We start from the raw sequence: 18,005 nt of genomic DNA, 5'->3' as shown, positions 1-18,005 counted from the left end.
TTCACGGAATCCCCATGGCGCTCAGTTTCATCAAAAAGGTCTTCACCTTCGGCAAGCCGGCTGAAGAACCTGTGCCTGCGGCCGTGGAAAGGGAGCTGGAGCCGCGTTCGCGCGACGAAGATCTGCCGGTTGCCGACGATCCGGTGCTGGCCGAGGAAATGGATACGGCCGGCGGACCGGCTGCCGATATTGACGAGGGCGGGGTCGAAGCAGCGGTTGCTGAAGATGATGTCGAATCCTCAATCCTGCCCGCCGCCGACCAGCTGAACGACATGGGTGTCGTGCCGCTCTCATTGCTGGAAGCCGAGGCAGCAGCGGAGGCGGAGGCGGAAGCTGAAATCCAGGCGGTCGCCGAACCCGTTGCGGAAATACCCGCTTCTGTCCCTCTGGAACATCTCCCGCACGAGGCGGCAGATCCTGTGGAGACCGGAGCGCTCGAACAGCCGGCTGACCTCGAAGAGATCGTCGAAAAGCTTCCGGAAGAGGTTCCGGCTGAGCCGGAAGAGATTCCGACTGAGGATGATGCAGGGCTGGATTCGCCCTCCCAGCCAATCTCCCCACCTGTGGGGGAGATGCCCGGCAGGGCGGAGGGGGATAGCCCCGCGGCAGAACCGGAGATTGGCTCTCCCATCCTCCCCAGAGGCTTTGCCACCGGCCCGAAGGTCGTCGAGCCGGAGCCCGTTGTCCTGCAGCCAAAACTCAGCTGGTTCCAGCGCCTGCGCAATGGCCTTGCACGCACCTCTTCGCAGCTGACCGGCCAGATCACCGCGCTCTTCACCAAGCGCAAGCTCGATGACGAGACGCTGCAGGATCTCGAGGACCTGCTGATCCAGGCCGATCTTGGTGTCGAGACCGCCATGCGCGTCACCGACACGCTCGCCTCTGAGCGCTATGGCAAGGATGTCACCGGCGAGGATGTCAGCCGGATCATGGCGTCCGAAATCGCCAAGGTCCTGAAGCCGGTCGCCAAGCCGCTGCAGCTCGACCTCTCGCACAAGCCGCATGTCATTCTCGTCGTCGGCGTCAACGGCACGGGCAAGACCACGACGATCGGCAAGCTTGCGGCAAAGCTTTCCGGCGCCGGGCTGAAGGTGATGCTGGCCGCCGGCGATACGTTCCGTGCGGCGGCGATCGAGCAGCTGAAAATCTGGGCCGACCGGACGAATTCCGAATTCATCGGCACCAAACTCGGCGCCGATGCCGCCGGCCTTGCCTATGATGCCTTCGAACAGGCGAAGGCGAAAAAATGCGACGTGCTGATCGTCGATACCGCCGGCCGCCTGCAGAACAAGGCAGAGCTGATGGCCGAGCTCGAGAAGATCGTGCGCGTGCTCGGCAAACTCGATCCCGATGCGCCGCATACTGTGCTGCAGACGCTCGATGCCACGACCGGGCAGAACGCGCTCAGCCAGGTCGAGATCTTCCGCAACGTCGCCGGCGTCAACGGGTTGATCATGACCAAGCTCGACGGCACGGCGCGCGGCGGCATCCTCGTCGCCATCTCCGCCAAGCATAAGCTGCCAGTCTATTTCATCGGCGTCGGCGAGGGCGTCGAGGATCTGGAGCCGTTCGAGGCCGAGGATTTTGCCCACGCCATTGCCGGACTTGGGCAATGATGCCACAGATATGCCGCCAAAAGCCTGCAGGCCAAGGCCGCGACAGGTTTCCAGGAAAACAGGTTTGAAGAACGCATGAGCACCGAAAGCGATATCACCCCGTCTGCTGCCGACCGGCATCATCCGCTGCTGAAACTGGCGCTGGAACTCGGGCCGCTGATGATCTTCTTCTTCGCCAATCTGCGTGGCCAGTGGCTGGTGGAGACGTTTCCCGCTCTTTCCGAATTGGGCGGACCGCTGTTCGTCGCGACCGGCCTCTTCATGGCGGCGACGATCATCTCGCTGATCGTTTCGAAGGTCGTGCTCGGCCATCTGCCGATCATGCCTTTTGTATCCGGCCTCGTCGTCGTCATCTTCGGCTCGCTGTCGATCTGGCTGCAGAACGAAACCTTCATCAAGATGAAGCCGACCATCGTCAACGCGCTCTTCGGGGTGGCGCTGCTCGGCGGACTGGCTTTCGGCAAGTCACTGCTCGGCTACGTCTTCAACGCCGCCTTCCAGCTCGATGCCGAGGGCTGGCGCAAGCTCACCATTCGCTGGGGCATCTTCTTTCTCTTCCTTGCCGTGCTGAACGAAGTCGTCTGGCGCAACTTTTCCGACGGTACCTGGGTCGCCTTCAAGGTCTGGGGCACGATGCCGATCACCATCATCTTCACGCTGGCGCAGATGCCGCTGGTGCTGAAGCACAGCATCAACCTGGAAACGGAAGGCGAGAAGTGAGCGCTGCAGAGGCCGAATACCGCGTAAGACACCAGACCTTTTGGTTCGCCGCCTGCCTTGCGGTTCTGATCATTCAGATTGCCGCCGAATATATGATGGGCCGCGTGCCGATCTGCGCCTGCGGCACTGTCAAGCTGTGGGAGGGTGGGGTCAATACCAGCGGCAATTCGCAGCATTTGTCGGATTGGTATACGCCGTCACACATCATCCACGGCTTCCTGTTTTACGGGCTCGCGCATCTCATCCTGCGCGGCAAGCCGCTGGCGGCAAGGTTGCTGCTGGCGCTCGTCATCGAATCCGGCTGGGAGCTGCTCGAGAATTCACCTCTCATCATCGACCGCTACCGCACGGCAACGATCGCGCTCGATTATTACGGCGACAGCATACTGAATTCGGCGATGGACACCGTCTTCATGTGCGTCGGCTTCTTCTTCGCGCGGCGCGCGCCGGTGGCGCTCACGGTTGCGATCGCCATCTTCTTCGAGATTTTCACTGGCTACGTGATCCGCGACAACCTGACGCTCAACGTTGTCATGCTGATCTGGCCGGTGGAGGCGATCAAGGTCTGGCAGAGCGGGCTTTAAGGCTTTTCCGGAGACGAAACTACGAAGCCGGCTTGCCGAGCGCCTTTTCCATCGCTGGAAAAAGCCCTTCCTTCAGGCTGATATCGTCGAAGGGGCCGACGCGCTTGTAGAGGATCGTGCCGTCAGGCCCGACCAGATAGCTTTCCGGAATGCCGTAGACACCCCAGTCGATCGCTGCCTTGCCGTTCGGATCGACGCCGATCGCCCGAAAAGGGTTGCCGAGCTCGCCGAGGAAACGCAGGGCGTTGGCGCTCTGGTCCTTGTAATTGATGGCGACGATATTCAGCCGTCCGTCCTTTGCCAGTTCTTTCAAGACCGGATGTTCGTCGCGGCAGGGGAGGCACCATGAGGCGAAGACGTTGACGAGGGTCAGTTTGCCCTTGATTGCCGCATCGGTCAGCGCCGGCAGGTTGGCGCCGTCGAGCGGCGGCAGGTTCAGCGCCGGTGCCTTGGTGCCGATCAGGGCGGAGGGAATTTCTGCGATGTTCTTGCCATGGAAATCCTGGTCGTAGAGCATCTTTGCGGCCGTGGCAGCGATGCCGCCGAAGACGATGAGCGGCAGCAGCGCCAATGCGTAACGGCTCAGCCCGCGCGGCTTGGCGGCGGTGTTTTCCGGCGTGTCGTTCATTCGCCATCCCCCACGCTGTCCTTGGGGCGCGCCGAACGGCGGCGGATGCCGGCAGCCTCAAGGGCTGCAAGTTCCCTGCGGCGGGCGCGGCCGTCGGCCCAGGTCCAGGCCGTGACGGCAATCGTCACCAGGGCTGCAAAGCCATAGGAAGCGTAGACGTAGAAGGCATGCGTCACGGCTATTCCTCCCGGCTCGCCATGCGGGCAGCAAGACGGCGCTGGGCGGCAATGCGGCGGCGCCAGATCTCGTTCCTCATCGCCATGATGTGCAGCGTGAAGAAGAGCAGGGTGAAGGCGATCGCCATGACGAAGAGCGGCCGCAGGAATTCCGGATCGATCGCCGGGCCGTCGAGGCGGAGCACGCTTGCCGACTGATGCAGCGTGTTCCACCACTCGACCGAGAATTTGATGATCGGGATGTTGACGAAGCCGACGAGGATGAGCACGGCGCTGACGCGCGCGGCCTTCGACGGATCGTCGATGGCGCGGCCGAGCGCAATCAGCCCGAGATACATCAGGAAGAGAACGAAGACGGAGGTCAGCCGTGCATCCCAGACCCACCAGGTGCCCCACATCGGCTTGCCCCAGAGCGAACCGGTGACGAGTGCAAGCAGGGTAAAGGCGGCGCCGAGCGGGGCTGCGGCTTTGGCGGAGACATCGGCCAGCGGATGGCGCCAGACCAGCGTGCCGATCGCCGAGACGCTCATGATCGTATAACACATCATCGAAAGCCAGGCCGAGGGCACATGCACATACATGATGCGCACGGTCTCGCCCTGCTGGTAATCGCCTTCGGTGGCGAAGCTTAGATAGAGGCCGACCGCGAAACAGAGTGCGGTGATGCCGGCCAGCCACGGAATGGCGTGCGCCGCCAGCGCCAGAAACCGCGTCGGGTTGGCGAGGTCACTGAATTTGCTGATGGCAAGGCTCGTTTCGCTCATGTCCGCTTCCTTACCTTGAACCGGCTTTTCCCGCAATCGAACGGCCCATCAATCCGCTGTGTTTCGTAGCGCCAGGGCGGCGGCTGCCGGGCCGATGACCGCGAAGAAGAGCGTCAGGGCAATGAGGATCAGGAAGGGTGGCAGGAAGGGGGCGGGATCCTCGACTGCGGCATAGGTGGCGCTGACGCCGAAGATCAGCACCGGAATGGTCAGCGGCAGCACGAGGATCGAGACCAGCAGGCCGCCGCGGGGCAGCGCCACGGCAACGGCAGCACCCACGGCGCCGATGAAGGTGATGGCGGGCGAGCCGACCAGCAGCGTCAGCATGGTCGCGCCGATCGCCGTCTCGTCCATGTTCATGAAGAGGCCGAGCAACGGCGAGGCGATAACGAGCGGCAGGCTGGTGGCCGTCCAATGGGCAAGGCATTTGACCAGCACGGTCAGGACCAGGGGCGTTTCCTGAATCAGCATCAGGTCGAGCGATCCGTCGTCGCGTTCGGCCTGGAACAGGCGGTCGAGGCCGAGAAGGGCGGCGAGCAGCGCGCCGATCCAGACGATGGCGGGGCCGATACGCGACAGCAGTTTGAGATCGGGACCGACGCCGAAGGGAATGACGGCGACGATGGTGAGGAAGAACAGCACGCCGATCAGCGCACCGCCGCCGGCACGGATCGAGAGTTTCAGGTCGCGGAAGAAGAGGGCGGTCATGCGTGGCGGCTCTCTGCATGTGCGGTGGACGGGGTCGCTACGTCGAAAAGCATCAACCCCATACCCCATGATCCACACCGGCAAAGCCCGTCATCTTCAATTCCTGCGAATTCCTCAGCCCCAGCGGCTGATGCGTTGCCGCCAGCACGATGCCGCCCCTTGCCAGATACGCTGTGATCAAATCGGCAAGCAGCCCGTCGGCGTTGGCATCGAGTGCCGCGGTCGGCTCGTCGAGGATCCAGACGGGACGGTGGGCGACGAGCAGTTTGGCGAAGGCTATCCGGCGCTGCTGGCCGGCGGAGAGATAACCGAAGGGAAGGTGGGTGATGCCGGAAAGGCCGACGGCGTCAGCGGCGTCCTCGACGGAAAGGGCGGCAGCGGAGCCTGTATTGCCGAGAAAGCTGCGCCAGAAATCGAGGTTTTCTGCAACCGTAAGTTCGTTCTTCATCGCATTTCTATGGCCGAGGTAGTGGCTTACTTCGCCGGCATGTCTGTCTGCCCCGCTCTCTCCATCGTGAAATTTGACGGTGCCTTTTTCCGGCCTGAGGAGGCCGGCCACGACACGCAACAAAGTGGACTTTCCCGATCCATTTCTACCGGTCAGGACAAGCGCCTCGCCTGCTGCCAAGTGAAAGGAAATGTTAACGAAAATGAGATCCTCACCGCGCCTTGCAGCCAGATTTTCGGCGGTGAGATGCATGCGTCGGCTCTTTCTTGGTTTCGGCTCGCGGCGGGGTCAAAAAATGTCCGATTTTGACTGTGCTCGGGTATGGCAAGTTTTTAGGAAATTATCTATAAGACCTGCAACCACGCCAGCGGTCGGCGTGAATTTCATCCTTGCGCCGAACTTGGAGCGTCTGTTCCACGTGCGGACAGCGGAAATGGCCGTACCCGCATCCTGATGTGCATTAAGTGCATAGGCGTTCGCACGACTGTGTTGGCTATCAGAAACGGGGTATCTCGTGTCTAAATCTCTTGACAGTTTCAATTGTCGTTCCACGCTTTCCGTCAACGGGAAGGACTATGTCTATTACAGCCTGCCCAAGGCTGAGGCAAACGGTCTGGCCGGCGTGTCGAAGCTTCCCTATTCGATGAAGGTGCTGCTCGAAAACCTGCTGCGCTTCGAAGACGGCCAGTCGGTCACCAAGGAGCACATCCTGGCTGTCGCCGAATGGCTGAACAACAAGGGTGCGGTCGAAAACGAAATCGCCTATCGCCCGGCGCGCGTGCTGATGCAGGACTTCACCGGCGTTCCCGCCGTCGTCGATCTTGCCGCGATGCGCGACGCGATGGTGTCGCTCGGCGGCGATCCCGAGAAGATCAACCCGCTCGTTCCCGTCGATCTCGTCATCGACCACTCCGTCATCGTCGACGAATTCGGCACGCCGCAGGCCTTCGCCCGCAACGTCGAGCTGGAATACCAGCGCAACGGCGAGCGCTACCGTTTCCTGAAGTGGGGCCAGCAGGCCTTCAAGAATTTCCGCGTCGTGCCTCCCGGCACCGGCATCTGTCATCAGGTCAATCTCGAATATCTCGGCCAGACCGTCTGGACCAAGGAAGAGGACGGCGAGACGATCGCCTATCCGGATACTTGCGTCGGCACCGACAGCCACACGACGATGATCAACGGTCTCGGCGTTCTCGGCTGGGGTGTGGGCGGTATCGAAGCGGAAGCTGCGATGCTCGGCCAGCCGGTCTCGATGCTGCTGCCCGAAGTCATCGGCTTCAAGCTGACCGGCAAACTCAAGGAAGGCGTCACGGCGACCGACCTCGTTCTCACCGTCGTGCAGATGCTGCGCAAGAAGGGCGTCGTTTCGAAGTTCGTCGAATTTTTCGGCCCCGGCATGGACAACATGCCGCTCGCCGACCGCGCGACGATCGGCAACATGGGCCCGGAATACGGCGCGACCTGCGGCTTCTTCCCGGTCGACGGCGAAACCATCAACTACCTCACCATGTCCGGCCGCACGCATGACCGGATCGCCCTCGTCGAAGCCTATTCGAAGGCCCAGGGCATGTGGCGCGAGGGCGACGGTTCCGAGCTCGTCTTCACCGATACGCTGGAACTCGATCTGAACGATGTCGTGCCGTCGATGGCCGGCCCGAAGCGTCCGGAAGGCCGCATTTCGCTTGAGAACATCGCGACCGGTTTTGCCGGCTCGATGGATGCCGACTACAAGAAGCCCGGCCAGTTGAACAACCGCTATGCCGTCGAAGGCACCGACTTCGATCTCGGCCATGGCGATGTGGCGATCGCCGCCATCACGTCGTGCACCAACACCTCCAACCCGTCAGTGCTGATCGCCGCCGGCCTTCTTGCCCGCAACGCCGTTGCCAAGGGACTGAAGACGAAGCCGTGGGTGAAGACCTCGCTGGCACCGGGAAGCCAAGTCGTCGGCGAATATCTCGCCAAGTCGGGCCTGCAGGCCGACCTCGACAAGCTTGGCTTCAACCTCGTCGGTTTCGGCTGCACCACCTGCATCGGTAATTCCGGCCCGCTGCCGGCACCGATCTCGAAGACGATCAACGACAAGGGCCTTATCGTTTCCGGCGTTCTGTCCGGCAACCGCAACTTCGAAGGCCGCATCTCGCCCGACGTGCAGGCGAACTATCTCGCATCCCCGCCGCTGGTCGTCGCTTATGCGCTTGCCGGCACGGTGCAGACGGATCTGACCAAGGAGCCGATCGGCGAGGACCAGAGCGGCAACCCGGTTTATCTCAAGGACATCTGGCCGACCTCGAAGGAAGTTCAGGAATTCATCCTGAAATACGTGACCCGCGAGCTTTACGAAAGCAAGTATGCCGACGTCTTCAAGGGCGACGTCAACTGGCAGGCCGTTCAGATCCCGCCGGGCCAGACCTATGCCTGGGACGACAATTCGACCTATGTGCAGAACCCGCCCTACTTCGTCGGCATGGGCAAGAAGGGCAGCGGCGTTTCCGACATCAAGGGCGCCCGCGTCCTCGGCCTGTTCGGCGACAAGATCACCACCGACCACATCTCGCCCGCCGGTTCGATCAAGGCGGCATCGCCGGCCGGCGCCTACCTCATCGACCACGACGTCGCCGTTGCCGACTTCAACCAGTACGGCACGCGCCGCGGCAACCATGAAGTGATGATGCGCGGCACCTTCGCCAATATCCGCATCCGCAACCACATGCTCGGCCCGAACGGCAAGGAAGGTGGCTACACCATCCATTACCCGTCGAAGGAAGAGACCTCGATCTATGACGCCGCGATGCAGTACAAGCAGGAAGGCGTGCCGCTCGTCATCTTCGCCGGTGTCGAATATGGCAATGGCTCCTCCCGCGACTGGGCTGCCAAGGGCACCAACCTGCTCGGCGTCAAGGCGGTGGTCGCCCAATCCTTCGAGCGCATCCATCGCTCGAACCTGGTCGGCATGGGCATCATCCCCTTCGTCTTCGAAGAGGGCACGACCTGGCAGAGCCTCGGCCTCAAGGGCGACGAACTCGTCACCATCGAAGGTCTGGAAAAGATCAAGCCACGCGAGAAGAAGATCGCCAGGATCACCTATGGCGACGGCACCGTGAAGGAGGTTCCGCTGCTGTCGCGCGTCGATACGCTCGACGAGGTAGTCTACCTCAACAATGGCGGCATCCTGCAGACGGTTCTGCGCGACCTCGCTGCCTGATTTTTAAGACACTCACATGATAATGGCCGCCGGAGAGCAGTTTCCGGCGGTTTTTCTTTGCGGCGACAGTCTTTAAACGGGGCTCACGATGATTTGTTTTACGCAAGTTCCCGTCTAGCTACGTCTCACCCGTTCGTGACTTTTCGTTTGAACCCGGAAGGATTATTCGTACGTTCATATGTCAGGGCCTCCGGTTCCAACATGCCGTCGGCGCTGAAAAAGAGGTGCAGGTGAATGTCCCCCCGTTTTTTGATTCCGCTGATCGCCGGCGTTGTTCTCTCGGGCCCGTTGCAGGCCGAAGACGGCACACCGAAAGGTGTCGTCGAACTCTTCACGGCGCAGGGCTGCTCCTCCTGTCCTCCTGCTGATGCCGCTTTCCGCAAGCTGGTGAACCAGGGCGATGTCATCGCGCTCGCCTATCATGTCGATTACTGGAACTATCTCGGTTGGGCCGATACGCTGAGTTCCAAGGAAAATACCGAGCGGCAGTATGGCTATGCCAAGACAATGGGCCGCAGCAACGTCTACACGCCGCAGGCGATCGTCAATGGACGCGGCCATCTGGCCGGCGCCGATCTCAATGGCATCAACAGCCAGATCGACACCTATAGCAGCGAAGGCAATGGGCTGACCGTTCCGATCAGTGCCGCGATGCGCGGCGATGAGCTGGAGATCAAGATCGGCGCGGGACAGGGCAAAGCCAATGTCGTGATGGTCTATTTCGACAAGGAAAAGACCATCGACGTCGAAAAGGGCGAGAACAGCGGCCAGAAGATCTCCTATCTCCACAGCGTCACCAATGTCGAAACCGTCGGCATGTGGGACGGCAAGGCGACCAGTCTGACGCTGCCGGCCAGCGTGCTGCAGCGGCCGCAGCTCGAGGGCTGCGCGATTCTGCTTCAATCGGCAACCGCAGACGGCGATCCGGCTGCGATCCTTGGCGCGACCGTGGTGATGGCTGGCAAAAATATCTGAAATTTCATCCGGCTGCGGATGAAATGCTGGGGCGGCCCGGCCGAGCGTATTCGGGGCTGGGGTTAAGGTCGATACGCTCCGCCGGGCCCTTTGGCGCGCTGGCGCCAAACTGGAGCTCATAAATCTCCTGCAAATGAGGCGCTGTTTTGACTGAAATGCGGCGCTGCGGAGAAAGCGTTGGCCTGCCCAGCGCCCTTGCCCGAGAGACGCGCGGCGCTGTAGTGCGGCTGAATGTGACAGCCGGCACTCTTGCAATTTGCGGCAGCTCGGGCAAACTGTCACTCTCCTGTCATATGTGGAGGCCTTGTGAGACTGATGACAGATCAGCCGGATTTGCGACACGGCGAAAGCCGTTCCGTCGACCACAGTTCCTCAGTCGTCGTCGATCTCAGGGAATACAAGCAAAGCAAGGACCCGCTTCCGGTGACCTTCCACCGGCGCGAACTGGACGCGATCCTCTGGATCTACGGTCGGATGGTCGGTGATGGTGAATGGCGCGACTACGCCATCGATCACCTGAAGGACAGGGCGGTCTTTTCCGTTTTCAAGCGTTCCGGTGAAATGCCGCTCTTCCGCATCGAGAAAAACCCGAAGCTCGCCGCCAAGCAGGGCGCCTATTGCGTGATCAGCGTCAACGGCACGATCCTGAAGCGCGGTCACGAGCTGAACCAGGTGCTGAAGGTCTTCGACAAGGCCCTGAAGCTCGTCGACAAGTAAACCATATCAGCCGTTAAACAGCGTGCCGGGATAGGTCGACGGGTCCGGATCTGCGCTCATACCCTCACCGAGGGCGCGCTGCATGAACATCGTATCCAGCCAGCGGCCGTGTTTGTAGCCGGTGCCCTTCATCAGACCAACCTCCTCGAAGCCGGCCGTGCGATGAAGCGCGATCGAGGCGGGGCTGGCGCCGCCGATGACGGCTGCCATCTGCCGAAAGCCGAGGGTGGTGCAACGGATGATCAGTTCGGCGAGCAGCGCCTTGCCGATACCGCGGCCGCGGGCTTGCGGCGCCAGATAAATCGAATCCTCGACCAGCCAGCGATAGGCGGGACGCGTGCGAAAGGCCGACGCATAGGCGTAGCCGAGCAGGGTTCCATCCGCATCGGTTGCGGCAATATAGGGATATTGCTGGCCGACGATCGCCGAAAAACGCAACGCCATCTCGGCCTCGGAGGGCGGCACGATCTCATAGCTCGCGACGCCGTTCAGGACGGATTCGCGATAGATATCGGCAATGGCGGGAATATCGGCTTGTGTGGCGTCGCGCAGGAGGAAGGACATTTTGGCGGCAGGTCCGTTGGCGAGGATGTGTCTTCCTAAAACCATCCCGCGAAAGCCTGCGCAACAAAAAAGGCGGCCTAAGCCGCCTTTTCGATCTCAGTCGGTCCTGCTTATTTACGGTTGCCCATGAACTGCAGCAGGAACATGAAGAGGTTGATGAAGTCGAGATAGAGCGTCAGCGCACCCATGATCGCCTTGCGACCGGCCACGGCAACGTCATCGGCTTCCAGGTACAATTCCTTGATCCGCTGGGTATCGTAGGCGGTGAGGCCTGCGAAGATCAGGACGCCGAGCACCGAGATGGCGAACTGCACGGCAGACGACGCCAGGAAGATGTTGACGATCGAGGCGATGATCAAGCCGAAAAGACCCATCATCAGGAACGAACCCATCGCCGACAGATTACGCTTCGTCGTGTAGCCGTAAAGCGACAGCGCGCCAAAGGAGGCGGCGGTGACGAAGAAGGTCTGAACGACGCTCTGACCCGTGTAGATCAGGAAGATCGATGAGAGCGACAGGCCGACGAGCGCGGCGTAGACCGCAAAGGTCGTCTGGGCGGCGGCCACCGTCATCGTATTGATCCGGAAGCTCAGGAAGAACACCAGAGCGAGCGGCGCCAAAATGACCACCCACTTCAGCGGGCTCACATAGATCGCCTGACCGAAAGCGGTCAGCTCGCCATTGGCGAAGGCGAATTGGAACGACAGATATGCGGCCACACCGGTGATCGCCAGACCCAGCGCCATCAGGTTGTAGACCTTGAGCATATAAGCGCGCAGGCCTTGATCAATCATCTCGCCGGTCTGAGCGCGGCTTTGATAGTTACGAAGATCAGCCATAGTTTCCTCTTACAAGCTCCGATGGAAATACGGTGTCGGGGTTTTCGACCCGGGCGCCGCTGCGGAGCTCCAGCATGCCTGCGGATAATATGAGGCTTTCGCCGTTTGCAAACAAGAGGCTTGCAAAGGCTCGATCGGTTAAATCGCCGTAAGGTGAAGGGTTTGGGTGCCGCTGCCCGGTCAAAGCTCGCGCAAGACGGGTGCCGCCTTCTGCCCGAGGATGCGCCAGGTGCCGATCAGGCCGATGCCGACGGTGAGGACGAGCGCGGTGACAAGCGTCAGTCCCGCGACGTCGGGCAGAAAGGTCGAGGGCAGACGCATGATGCGGGCGACGATGAACCAGGCGGCGACGCTGCCGGCGATCAGCGCGAAGATCGCAGTCGCGAGGCCGAGGATTAGATATTCGTAGCTGAAGGCGCGGATCAGCATGGCGCGCGTGGCGCCGAGCGTCTTCAGCACCACCGCGTCGTGGGTGCGCGCCCGGTTTCCGGCGGCAAGCGCGCCGGCAAGGACGAGGATGGAAGCGAAAAGGGCGACGGAGGCCGCAGCGCGGATCGCGGTCGCGAGCTGTGCGACCAGCTGGTTGACGATATCGATCGCGTCCTTGACGCGCACACTGGTGATCGTCGGATAGGTGTTGGTGACGGTTTTCAGGATCGCCGCATCTTCGGCCGGTGTCGAAGAGGGATCGGTCAGGGTCGCCAGCCACGCATGCGGGGCGCCGCGGAAGGTATTCGGCGAGAAGACCATGACGAAATTGATCGACAGCGATTCCCACTCGACGCGGCGCAGATTAGCGATTTTCGCCGTGATGTTGCGGCCGAGCACGTTGACGGTGACTTTATCGCCGATCTTGAGGCCGAGCTCATGTGCCTCTTCCGAGGAGAAAGAGACGAGTGGCTCGCCGCTGTAATCCTTGTCCCACCATTTGCCTTCGGTGAGGGCGGCGTTGTCAGGCAGGGTTTCGGCATAGGTGATGCCGCGATCGCCGTTCAGCACCCAGCGGCCGGCGGCCGGCACGTTCATCTTGGTGACGTCCTCGCCGTTGAAGGCGATGATCCGGCCGCGCAGCATCGGCACTTCGACGAGCTTGCCCTGCGGCGCTTGGCTCTGGACGAGATTGCGGAAGGCGCCGACCTCGGCGCTTTGGATATCGACGAAGAAGAAGTTCGGCGCACCCTCGTTCATCCGGCCGGTCAGCTGCCGGCGCAGGTTCCCGTCGATCAGGGTCAGCGTCACCAGCAATGCCAGGCCAAGGCCGAGCGAGAGCACGACTGAGGGCGTCAGTGCGCCGGGGCGGTGAATGTTGCCGATCGCAAGCCGCAGTGCCGGCGAATTGACGCGCGGGCTGCGGCGCGCGAGCCAGGCGATCAGCGCGGCGACCAGGCGCAGGACGACGAAGGCGAAGACGATCGCGCCGACGAAGACGACGGCGATGAAGCGGTCATAGGCGGTGAGAATAGCAAGCCCTGCAAGGGCGGCCATGAACAGGGCGGCAAGCAGGATGTAGGGCCAGGAGGGCAGGTGCCGGGCCTCGAAGCCTTGCTCGCGGAAAAGTGCGGTCGCCGGCACTTCGCGGGCGTGGCCGAGCGGCAGGATGGCGAAGGCGAGCGTCGTCAGGATGCCGAAGAGCGTGGCGAGCAGCAGGGCACCGGGGTAGAGGGTCGGCGCGGTCGAGACCGGCAGGAATTGCGCCAGGAACTGCGCGGCCAGCATCGGCGACAGGGCGCCGATGACGAGGCCGATCAGGATGCCGCCGAGAGCGATGATGGCGATCTGGAAGAGATAGATCAGAACGACGACCTGCGCCGGCGCACCGAGACATTTGAAAGTGGCGATGGTGGTGCGCTTGGCATCGAGGAAGGCGCGCACCGCATTGGCGACACCGACGCCGCCGACGATCAGTGCGGTGAGGCCGACCAGCGTCAGGAACTGCGAGAAGCGGGTGATGTTTTCGGTGAGCGAGGGCGCGGCACGGTCGCTGGTGCGGATCGCCCAGCCGGCGGAGGGGAATTCCTTCGAGGCGCGCGCCTGGATGCCCGACATCGCGCCCTTGTCGCCCAGCCGGATCTTATAGGCATGTTCGACCAGGCTTCCGGTCTGGATCAGTCCGGAGGCTTGGAGCGCCTGGCGGCTGACAAGCAGGCGCGGCGCAAAGCCAAAACCTTCCGACAGTGCATCCGGCTCGGTTTTCACCGTGCCGGTGATGCTGAGCTTGACGTTGCCGAGCAGCAATTCGTCGCCCACCGCAAGCCCGAGCCGATCGAGAAGCAGTGGCGCTGCGACCGCACCATAGGTGCCGCCTTGGCCCGAAAGCAGGGCTGCAAGCGAATAGTCCGGCTCGGCCACGAACTTGCCGTAGAGCGGGTAAGCGTCATCGACGGCCTTGACCTCGACCAGCGCCTGATCGGAACCGTCGGGCTTGCGGGCCATTGAGCGCAGGCCTGTCGACACTGAAACGGTGCCGAGGCCTTCGAGGAAACCCAACTCCTCAGGCGTGGCTTCGCGGTTGTTGAGTTCGAAACGGACGTCGCCGGCCAGCAGTTCCTGCCCCTGCGAGGCGATTGTGTCGGTGATCGACTGCGAAACGGAATTGACGGCGGCAATCGCGCCGGTGCCGAGCGCGATGCAGGCAAGGAAGATGTAGAAGCCGCGGATGCCGCCGCGCAGCTCGCGGAGCGCCAGGCGAAAAGCGAGCGAGACGCGTGGGGTGATTATCCTCATGCGATCGCCGCTTCGCTGCGGCGGGCGGCGCTGTCGCCTTCGATCCTGCCGGAGCGGACGCGAATCTGGCGCGAGCATCGGTTTGCGAGCGAGACGTCGTGGGTGACGAGAAGCAGGGTCGTGCCGCGTTCGGCCTGCTTGGCGAACAGGAGGTCGGCGATCTGGCGGCCGGTCTCGGTATCGAGATTGCCGGTCGGCTCGTCGGCGATCAGCAGGGCAGGCGAGGGGGCGAGCGCCCTGGCAATCGCCACGCGCTGCTGTTCACCGCCGGAAAGCTGACCGGGATAGTGGTTCAGCCGTTCGCCGAGGCCGACCGATTTCAGCTCGCGATGAGCGATCTCAAAGGCGTTGCCGACATTGGCGAGTTCGAGCGGCACGGCGACGTTTTCCAGCGCCGTCATGTTGGCGATCAAGTGGAAGGACTGGAAGACGATGCCGATGTTGCGGCCGCGGAAATCGGCGACCTGGTCCTCACTGAGGCTATGGAGCGGGGTATCGTTGATGTTGATCTCACCGCTGTCGAGCTTCTCCAGTCCCGCAAGCACCATCAGCAGCGTGGACTTGCCGGAGCCGGAAGGGCCGACGATGCCGACGGATTCGCCGGCCGCGATATCGAGATCGATGCCCTTCAGCACATGGACGGAGGCGGCTGCGCTGCCAAGGGTCAGATCGGCGCCCTTCAACTCGATAATGGTTTTTGCCAACAGAAATCGCCCTATATAAGTCCGTAATCGAATGGCCGCATAACGGCACTTCGCCAATCTAGGGAAGCTGGAATGAGATTTAAAGTTGCCGCCCTTCAATTCACCGTCATCGCAGTCTCGCTGATCCTTGCCACTGCAGCCAATGCCCGGACGATCAATCTCGTCGGTTTTGGGGACAGTTTGATGGCGGGCTATCAGTTGCCGCCCGGCGACGGCTTTCCGGAAAAGCTGCAGGCGGCCCTGAAAGCGAAGGGCCTCGACGTCGCCATCGCCAATGCCGGGGTCTCCGGCGACACGACGACAGGGGGCCTTGCGCGCATCGACTGGTCGGTACCCGACGGCACCGATGGGGTCATTCTCGAGCTTGGCGCCAATGACGCGTTGCGCGGCATCCCGCCAGAGGAGAGCGCGAAGAATCTCGATCAGATGATTACCCGGCTAAAGGAGCGTGGGATTGCCGTACTGCTCGCCGGTATCATAGCGCCGCCGAACATGGGAGCGGATTATGCCGCACGATTCAACCCGATCTATCAGAAGCTCTCGGAAAAACATGGGCTTCCACTCTATGCCTTCTTCCTCGACGGCGTCGCACTGGAGGCTGGGTTGAAGCTCGACGACGGCATGCATCCAAATACGAAAGGTGTCGACGTCATGGTCGAAAAGATGGAGCCTGCTGTCACAAATTTCGTCGAAACGATTTCTTCTGTGAAGAAATAGGGGCTTGCGCGGTTATTGATTGCATGATTCCGTGTGAGCACCTGCAAAAGATTCGGGGAGTGCTCGTGATGCCGAGACTGTTTACCGCCCTCGAAATTCCGCGCAATGCGGCGATGAGTCTTTCATTGCTGCGCGGTGGCCTCCCCGGAGCACGATGGATCGATGTGGAGAATTACCACATCACCCTGCGCTTCATCGGTGATGTCGACGGCCGCACGGCCGATGAAATCGTTGAACGCCTCGACCGGATCGAGCGGCCGGAATTCCAGTTCCGGCTGGAAGGCATCGGTTCATTCGGTTCGAAGAAACCGCATTCGGTCTGGGCCGGCGTCTCGCAATCGCCTGAAATGTATGCCCTGCAGGGCGAGATCGAGCGGATCTGCCAGCGCATCGGCCTGCCGCCGGATCCCCGCAAATTCATGCCGCATGTGACGCTGGCGCGGCTGAAATCCTCGCGGCTCGACGACGTCGTGCAATATCTGGCCGGACGCGGCAACTTCCACACAGCAACCTTCACCGCACCGCGCTTCGTGCTGCTTTCGTCACGCGAATCGGTCGGTGGAGGGCCTTACCTCACCGAGGAAGTGTTCCCGTTGCACGAGGCACGCTCGACGCCCAGCGTTTCGAGCAGCCTGCAGCAGCCGGTCAAGAGCCTGGTGTAGACCAGTTCGAAACCTTCAGGACCGCCATAATAGGGATCGGGAATATCCTCTCCCGTTCCCAGCGCGGCATCACCGAAAAGGTGGATATTCGCCCCATGCGGCGCGCTCTTTTCGAGCGCCGCCAGGTTGTCGCGGTCCATGGCAAGGATCAGATCGAAATCCATGAAATCCCTCGACTGAATGCGCCGGGCGCGCTGCCCCGATATGTCGATGCCGTGGTTTTTCGCGGTGGCGATCGAACGCCGGTCGGGCGGATCGCCTTCATGCCAGCTGCCGGTGCCGGCGGAAGCGACCGTAAAATCGCCGGTCAAGCCGGCCTCGGCGACGAGGTGGCCAAAAATTCCCTCCGCGAGCGGAGAACGGCATATATTGCCCATGCAAACGAAAAGGATGCTGATGCGTTTCATCGGTGAACCTGTCGGACAGAGAAGAGGAGCATGGCATGAAAATGGAAAAACTGGAACGGACGGCGGTTGAGGCTGAGCTGACCGAGCTTTCGGGCTGGGCGCTCAATGATGCGGGTTCGTCAATATCGAAGACGTTCAAGTTCGCAAATTTCGTCGAGGCTTTCGGTTTCATGACGCAGGCAGCACTTGCGGCCGAGAAGCTCAACCACCATCCCGAATGGTTCAACGTCTATTCCAGGGTGGATGTGACGCTGAACACGCATGATGCCGGCGGGCTGACGGAGCTGGATTTCAAGCTCGCCAAAGCCATGGAGAAGGCTGCGGCGCGACGTGTTGCTTGAAAGCGGGGCCGATTGAAAGGGGCCGATTGAAAGACTGGGCGCCGTCACCATATGTTCGCATGGACAAAAGGGATGCAGGGATGGACGAGGTCAAATTCGGGGAAATCCTGTTGCCGGGCGACGAGGACACGCAGAGCCGGCGCGAGAAGACCGTCAGGCAGAAATTCTGGCCGACATTCCGGCGGGCCGTGCGGCAGATCCCGTTCTCGCGCGATGTCGTTGCCGGTTTCTATTGCGCGCTCGATCCGCAGACGCCGACGAAGGTGCGCGGCGTACTGCTTGCAGCACTCGCCTATTTCGTCATGCCGATCGACATGATCCCGGATATTTTCGCCGTCATCGGCTTTTCCGACGACATCGCCGTGCTCTCGGCTGCCTTCGCCATGGTGCGCGGCCACATCCGGCCGGGCCACTACGAAGCGGCCGACCGCGTTCTCGCCGATCGGCCGGAAGAAGCGATGAAGACGATCTAAAGCGCTCTAGTCACGCTTTAGATCTTTGATTTT

General features: G+C 61.7%; 20 protein-coding genes. 10 read left to right on the top strand and 10 right to left on the bottom strand.

Translation table 11 applies throughout. The annotated features are described in order from the left end of the window. Positions 1-14: 14 nt before the first annotated feature. The 3 genes from ftsY (at position 15) to AC25BC_RS20595 (ending at position 2,920) form a co-directional block, all read left to right on the top strand. Positions 15-1,616, top strand: a complete 1,602-nt coding sequence (gene ftsY / locus AC25BC_RS20605) for a signal recognition particle-docking protein FtsY (protein WP_012759365.1) — start codon at positions 15-17, stop codon at positions 1,614-1,616. A 75-nt stretch (positions 1,617-1,691) separates the two neighbouring features. Beyond that, a complete protein-coding gene (locus AC25BC_RS20600; protein ID WP_128438327.1) occupies positions 1,692-2,336 on the top strand; it encodes a septation protein A in 645 nt (214 codons plus the stop codon). Further along, positions 2,333-2,920 (top strand): DUF2585 domain-containing protein, encoded by a 588-nt coding sequence (locus tag AC25BC_RS20595; protein WP_017995444.1) that lies wholly within the window; start codon positions 2,333-2,335, stop codon positions 2,918-2,920. The genes AC25BC_RS20600 and AC25BC_RS20595 overlap by 4 nt, the downstream gene beginning before the upstream one ends. 19 nt (positions 2,921-2,939) lie before the next feature. On the opposite strand, the gene AC25BC_RS20590 is transcribed toward AC25BC_RS20595, so the two are convergent. Genes AC25BC_RS20590 through ccmA form a run of 5 tightly spaced genes read right to left on the bottom strand, consistent with a single transcriptional unit; the run spans position 2,940 to position 5,896 of the window. Then, positions 2,940-3,548: a DsbE family thiol:disulfide interchange protein gene (locus tag AC25BC_RS20590; protein ID WP_012759362.1), complete on the bottom strand. Its 609-nt coding sequence runs from the start codon at positions 3,546-3,548 to the stop codon at positions 2,940-2,942. After that, positions 3,545-3,724 carry a heme exporter protein CcmD gene (ccmD, locus tag AC25BC_RS20585; protein ID WP_012759361.1) on the bottom strand — a complete coding sequence of 60 codons (180 nt, stop codon included), beginning with the start codon at positions 3,722-3,724 and terminating at the stop codon, positions 3,545-3,547. The genes AC25BC_RS20590 and ccmD overlap by 4 nt, the downstream gene beginning before the upstream one ends. A 2-nt stretch (positions 3,725-3,726) precedes the next feature. Then, positions 3,727-4,488: a heme ABC transporter permease gene (locus AC25BC_RS20580; protein ID WP_128438326.1), complete on the bottom strand. Its 762-nt coding sequence runs from the start codon at positions 4,486-4,488 to the stop codon at positions 3,727-3,729. A gap of 48 nt (positions 4,489-4,536) precedes the next feature. Beyond that, entirely contained in the window at positions 4,537-5,196 is a 660-nt protein-coding gene (gene ccmB, locus AC25BC_RS20575) for a heme exporter protein CcmB (protein WP_128438325.1), read from the bottom strand. Positions 5,197-5,248: 52 nt separating this feature from the next. Continuing rightward, a complete protein-coding gene (ccmA, locus tag AC25BC_RS20570) occupies positions 5,249-5,896 on the bottom strand; it encodes a heme ABC exporter ATP-binding protein CcmA (protein WP_012759358.1) in 648 nt (215 codons plus the stop codon). A gap of 262 nt (positions 5,897-6,158) precedes the next feature. Between ccmA and acnA the strand changes: the two genes are divergently transcribed. The 3 genes from acnA to AC25BC_RS20555 all read left to right on the top strand — a co-directional run bounded on the left by acnA (position 6,159) and on the right by AC25BC_RS20555 (position 10,541). Then, positions 6,159-8,849 (top strand): aconitate hydratase AcnA, encoded by a 2,691-nt coding sequence (acnA, locus tag AC25BC_RS20565; RefSeq protein WP_012759357.1) that lies wholly within the window; start codon positions 6,159-6,161, stop codon positions 8,847-8,849. A 234-nt stretch (positions 8,850-9,083) separates the two neighbouring features. Further along, the gene (locus AC25BC_RS20560; RefSeq protein WP_012759356.1) at positions 9,084-9,824 is read left to right on the top strand and encodes a DUF1223 domain-containing protein; all 741 of its coding nucleotides are present in this window, start codon (positions 9,084-9,086) and stop codon (positions 9,822-9,824) included. A gap of 315 nt (positions 9,825-10,139) precedes the next feature. Beyond that, positions 10,140-10,541, top strand: a complete 402-nt coding sequence (locus AC25BC_RS20555) for a DUF2794 domain-containing protein (RefSeq protein ID WP_041935591.1) — start codon at positions 10,140-10,142, stop codon at positions 10,539-10,541. 6 nt (positions 10,542-10,547) lie between these two features. On the opposite strand, the gene AC25BC_RS20550 is transcribed toward AC25BC_RS20555, so the two are convergent. From AC25BC_RS20550 to AC25BC_RS20535, 4 genes are all read right to left on the bottom strand, one after another. After that, positions 10,548-11,105, bottom strand: a complete 558-nt coding sequence (locus AC25BC_RS20550) for a GNAT family N-acetyltransferase (protein WP_128438354.1) — start codon at positions 11,103-11,105, stop codon at positions 10,548-10,550. A gap of 110 nt (positions 11,106-11,215) precedes the next feature. Beyond that, entirely contained in the window at positions 11,216-11,944 is a 729-nt protein-coding gene (locus AC25BC_RS20545) for a Bax inhibitor-1/YccA family protein (protein WP_012759353.1), read from the bottom strand. 180 nt (positions 11,945-12,124) lie between these two features. Next, entirely contained in the window at positions 12,125-14,668 is a 2,544-nt protein-coding gene (locus AC25BC_RS20540; RefSeq protein ID WP_128438324.1) for an ABC transporter permease, read from the bottom strand. After that, positions 14,665-15,372: an ABC transporter ATP-binding protein gene (locus AC25BC_RS20535; RefSeq protein WP_017995437.1), complete on the bottom strand. Its 708-nt coding sequence runs from the start codon at positions 15,370-15,372 to the stop codon at positions 14,665-14,667. Before AC25BC_RS20535 ends, AC25BC_RS20540 begins: the two co-directional genes overlap by 4 nt. A 72-nt stretch (positions 15,373-15,444) precedes the next feature. Here AC25BC_RS20535 and AC25BC_RS20530 point away from each other — a divergent pair, with 72 nt between their 5' ends. Together AC25BC_RS20530 and thpR are read left to right on the top strand one after the other, a co-directional pair. Next, the gene (locus AC25BC_RS20530) at positions 15,445-16,089 is read left to right on the top strand and encodes an arylesterase (RefSeq protein WP_017995436.1); all 645 of its coding nucleotides are present in this window, start codon (positions 15,445-15,447) and stop codon (positions 16,087-16,089) included. Between the two features lie 68 nt (positions 16,090-16,157). Then, the gene (gene thpR / locus AC25BC_RS20525) at positions 16,158-16,751 is read left to right on the top strand and encodes an RNA 2',3'-cyclic phosphodiesterase (protein WP_128438323.1); all 594 of its coding nucleotides are present in this window, start codon (positions 16,158-16,160) and stop codon (positions 16,749-16,751) included. On the opposite strand, the gene AC25BC_RS20520 is transcribed toward thpR, so the two are convergent. Beyond that, positions 16,658-17,158: a low molecular weight protein-tyrosine-phosphatase gene (locus AC25BC_RS20520; protein WP_128438322.1), complete on the bottom strand. Its 501-nt coding sequence runs from the start codon at positions 17,156-17,158 to the stop codon at positions 16,658-16,660. The genes thpR and AC25BC_RS20520 overlap by 94 nt on opposite strands. A 35-nt stretch (positions 17,159-17,193) precedes the next feature. On the opposite strand from AC25BC_RS20520, the gene AC25BC_RS20515 reads away from it, so the two are divergent. Both AC25BC_RS20515 and AC25BC_RS20510 read left to right on the top strand, forming a co-directional pair. Continuing rightward, a complete protein-coding gene (locus tag AC25BC_RS20515; protein WP_012759348.1) occupies positions 17,194-17,499 on the top strand; it encodes a 4a-hydroxytetrahydrobiopterin dehydratase in 306 nt (101 codons plus the stop codon). Between the two features lie 80 nt (positions 17,500-17,579). Continuing rightward, positions 17,580-17,972 carry a YkvA family protein gene (locus tag AC25BC_RS20510; RefSeq protein WP_012759347.1) on the top strand — a complete coding sequence of 131 codons (393 nt, stop codon included), beginning with the start codon at positions 17,580-17,582 and terminating at the stop codon, positions 17,970-17,972. Positions 17,973-18,005 lie beyond the last annotated feature (33 nt).

The sequence above is a fragment of the Rhizobium sp. WSM409 genome (assembly GCF_057653825.1).
Note: the sequence above shows the minus strand (reverse complement) of the source record. Positions and strands in the feature narration are given on the sequence as shown.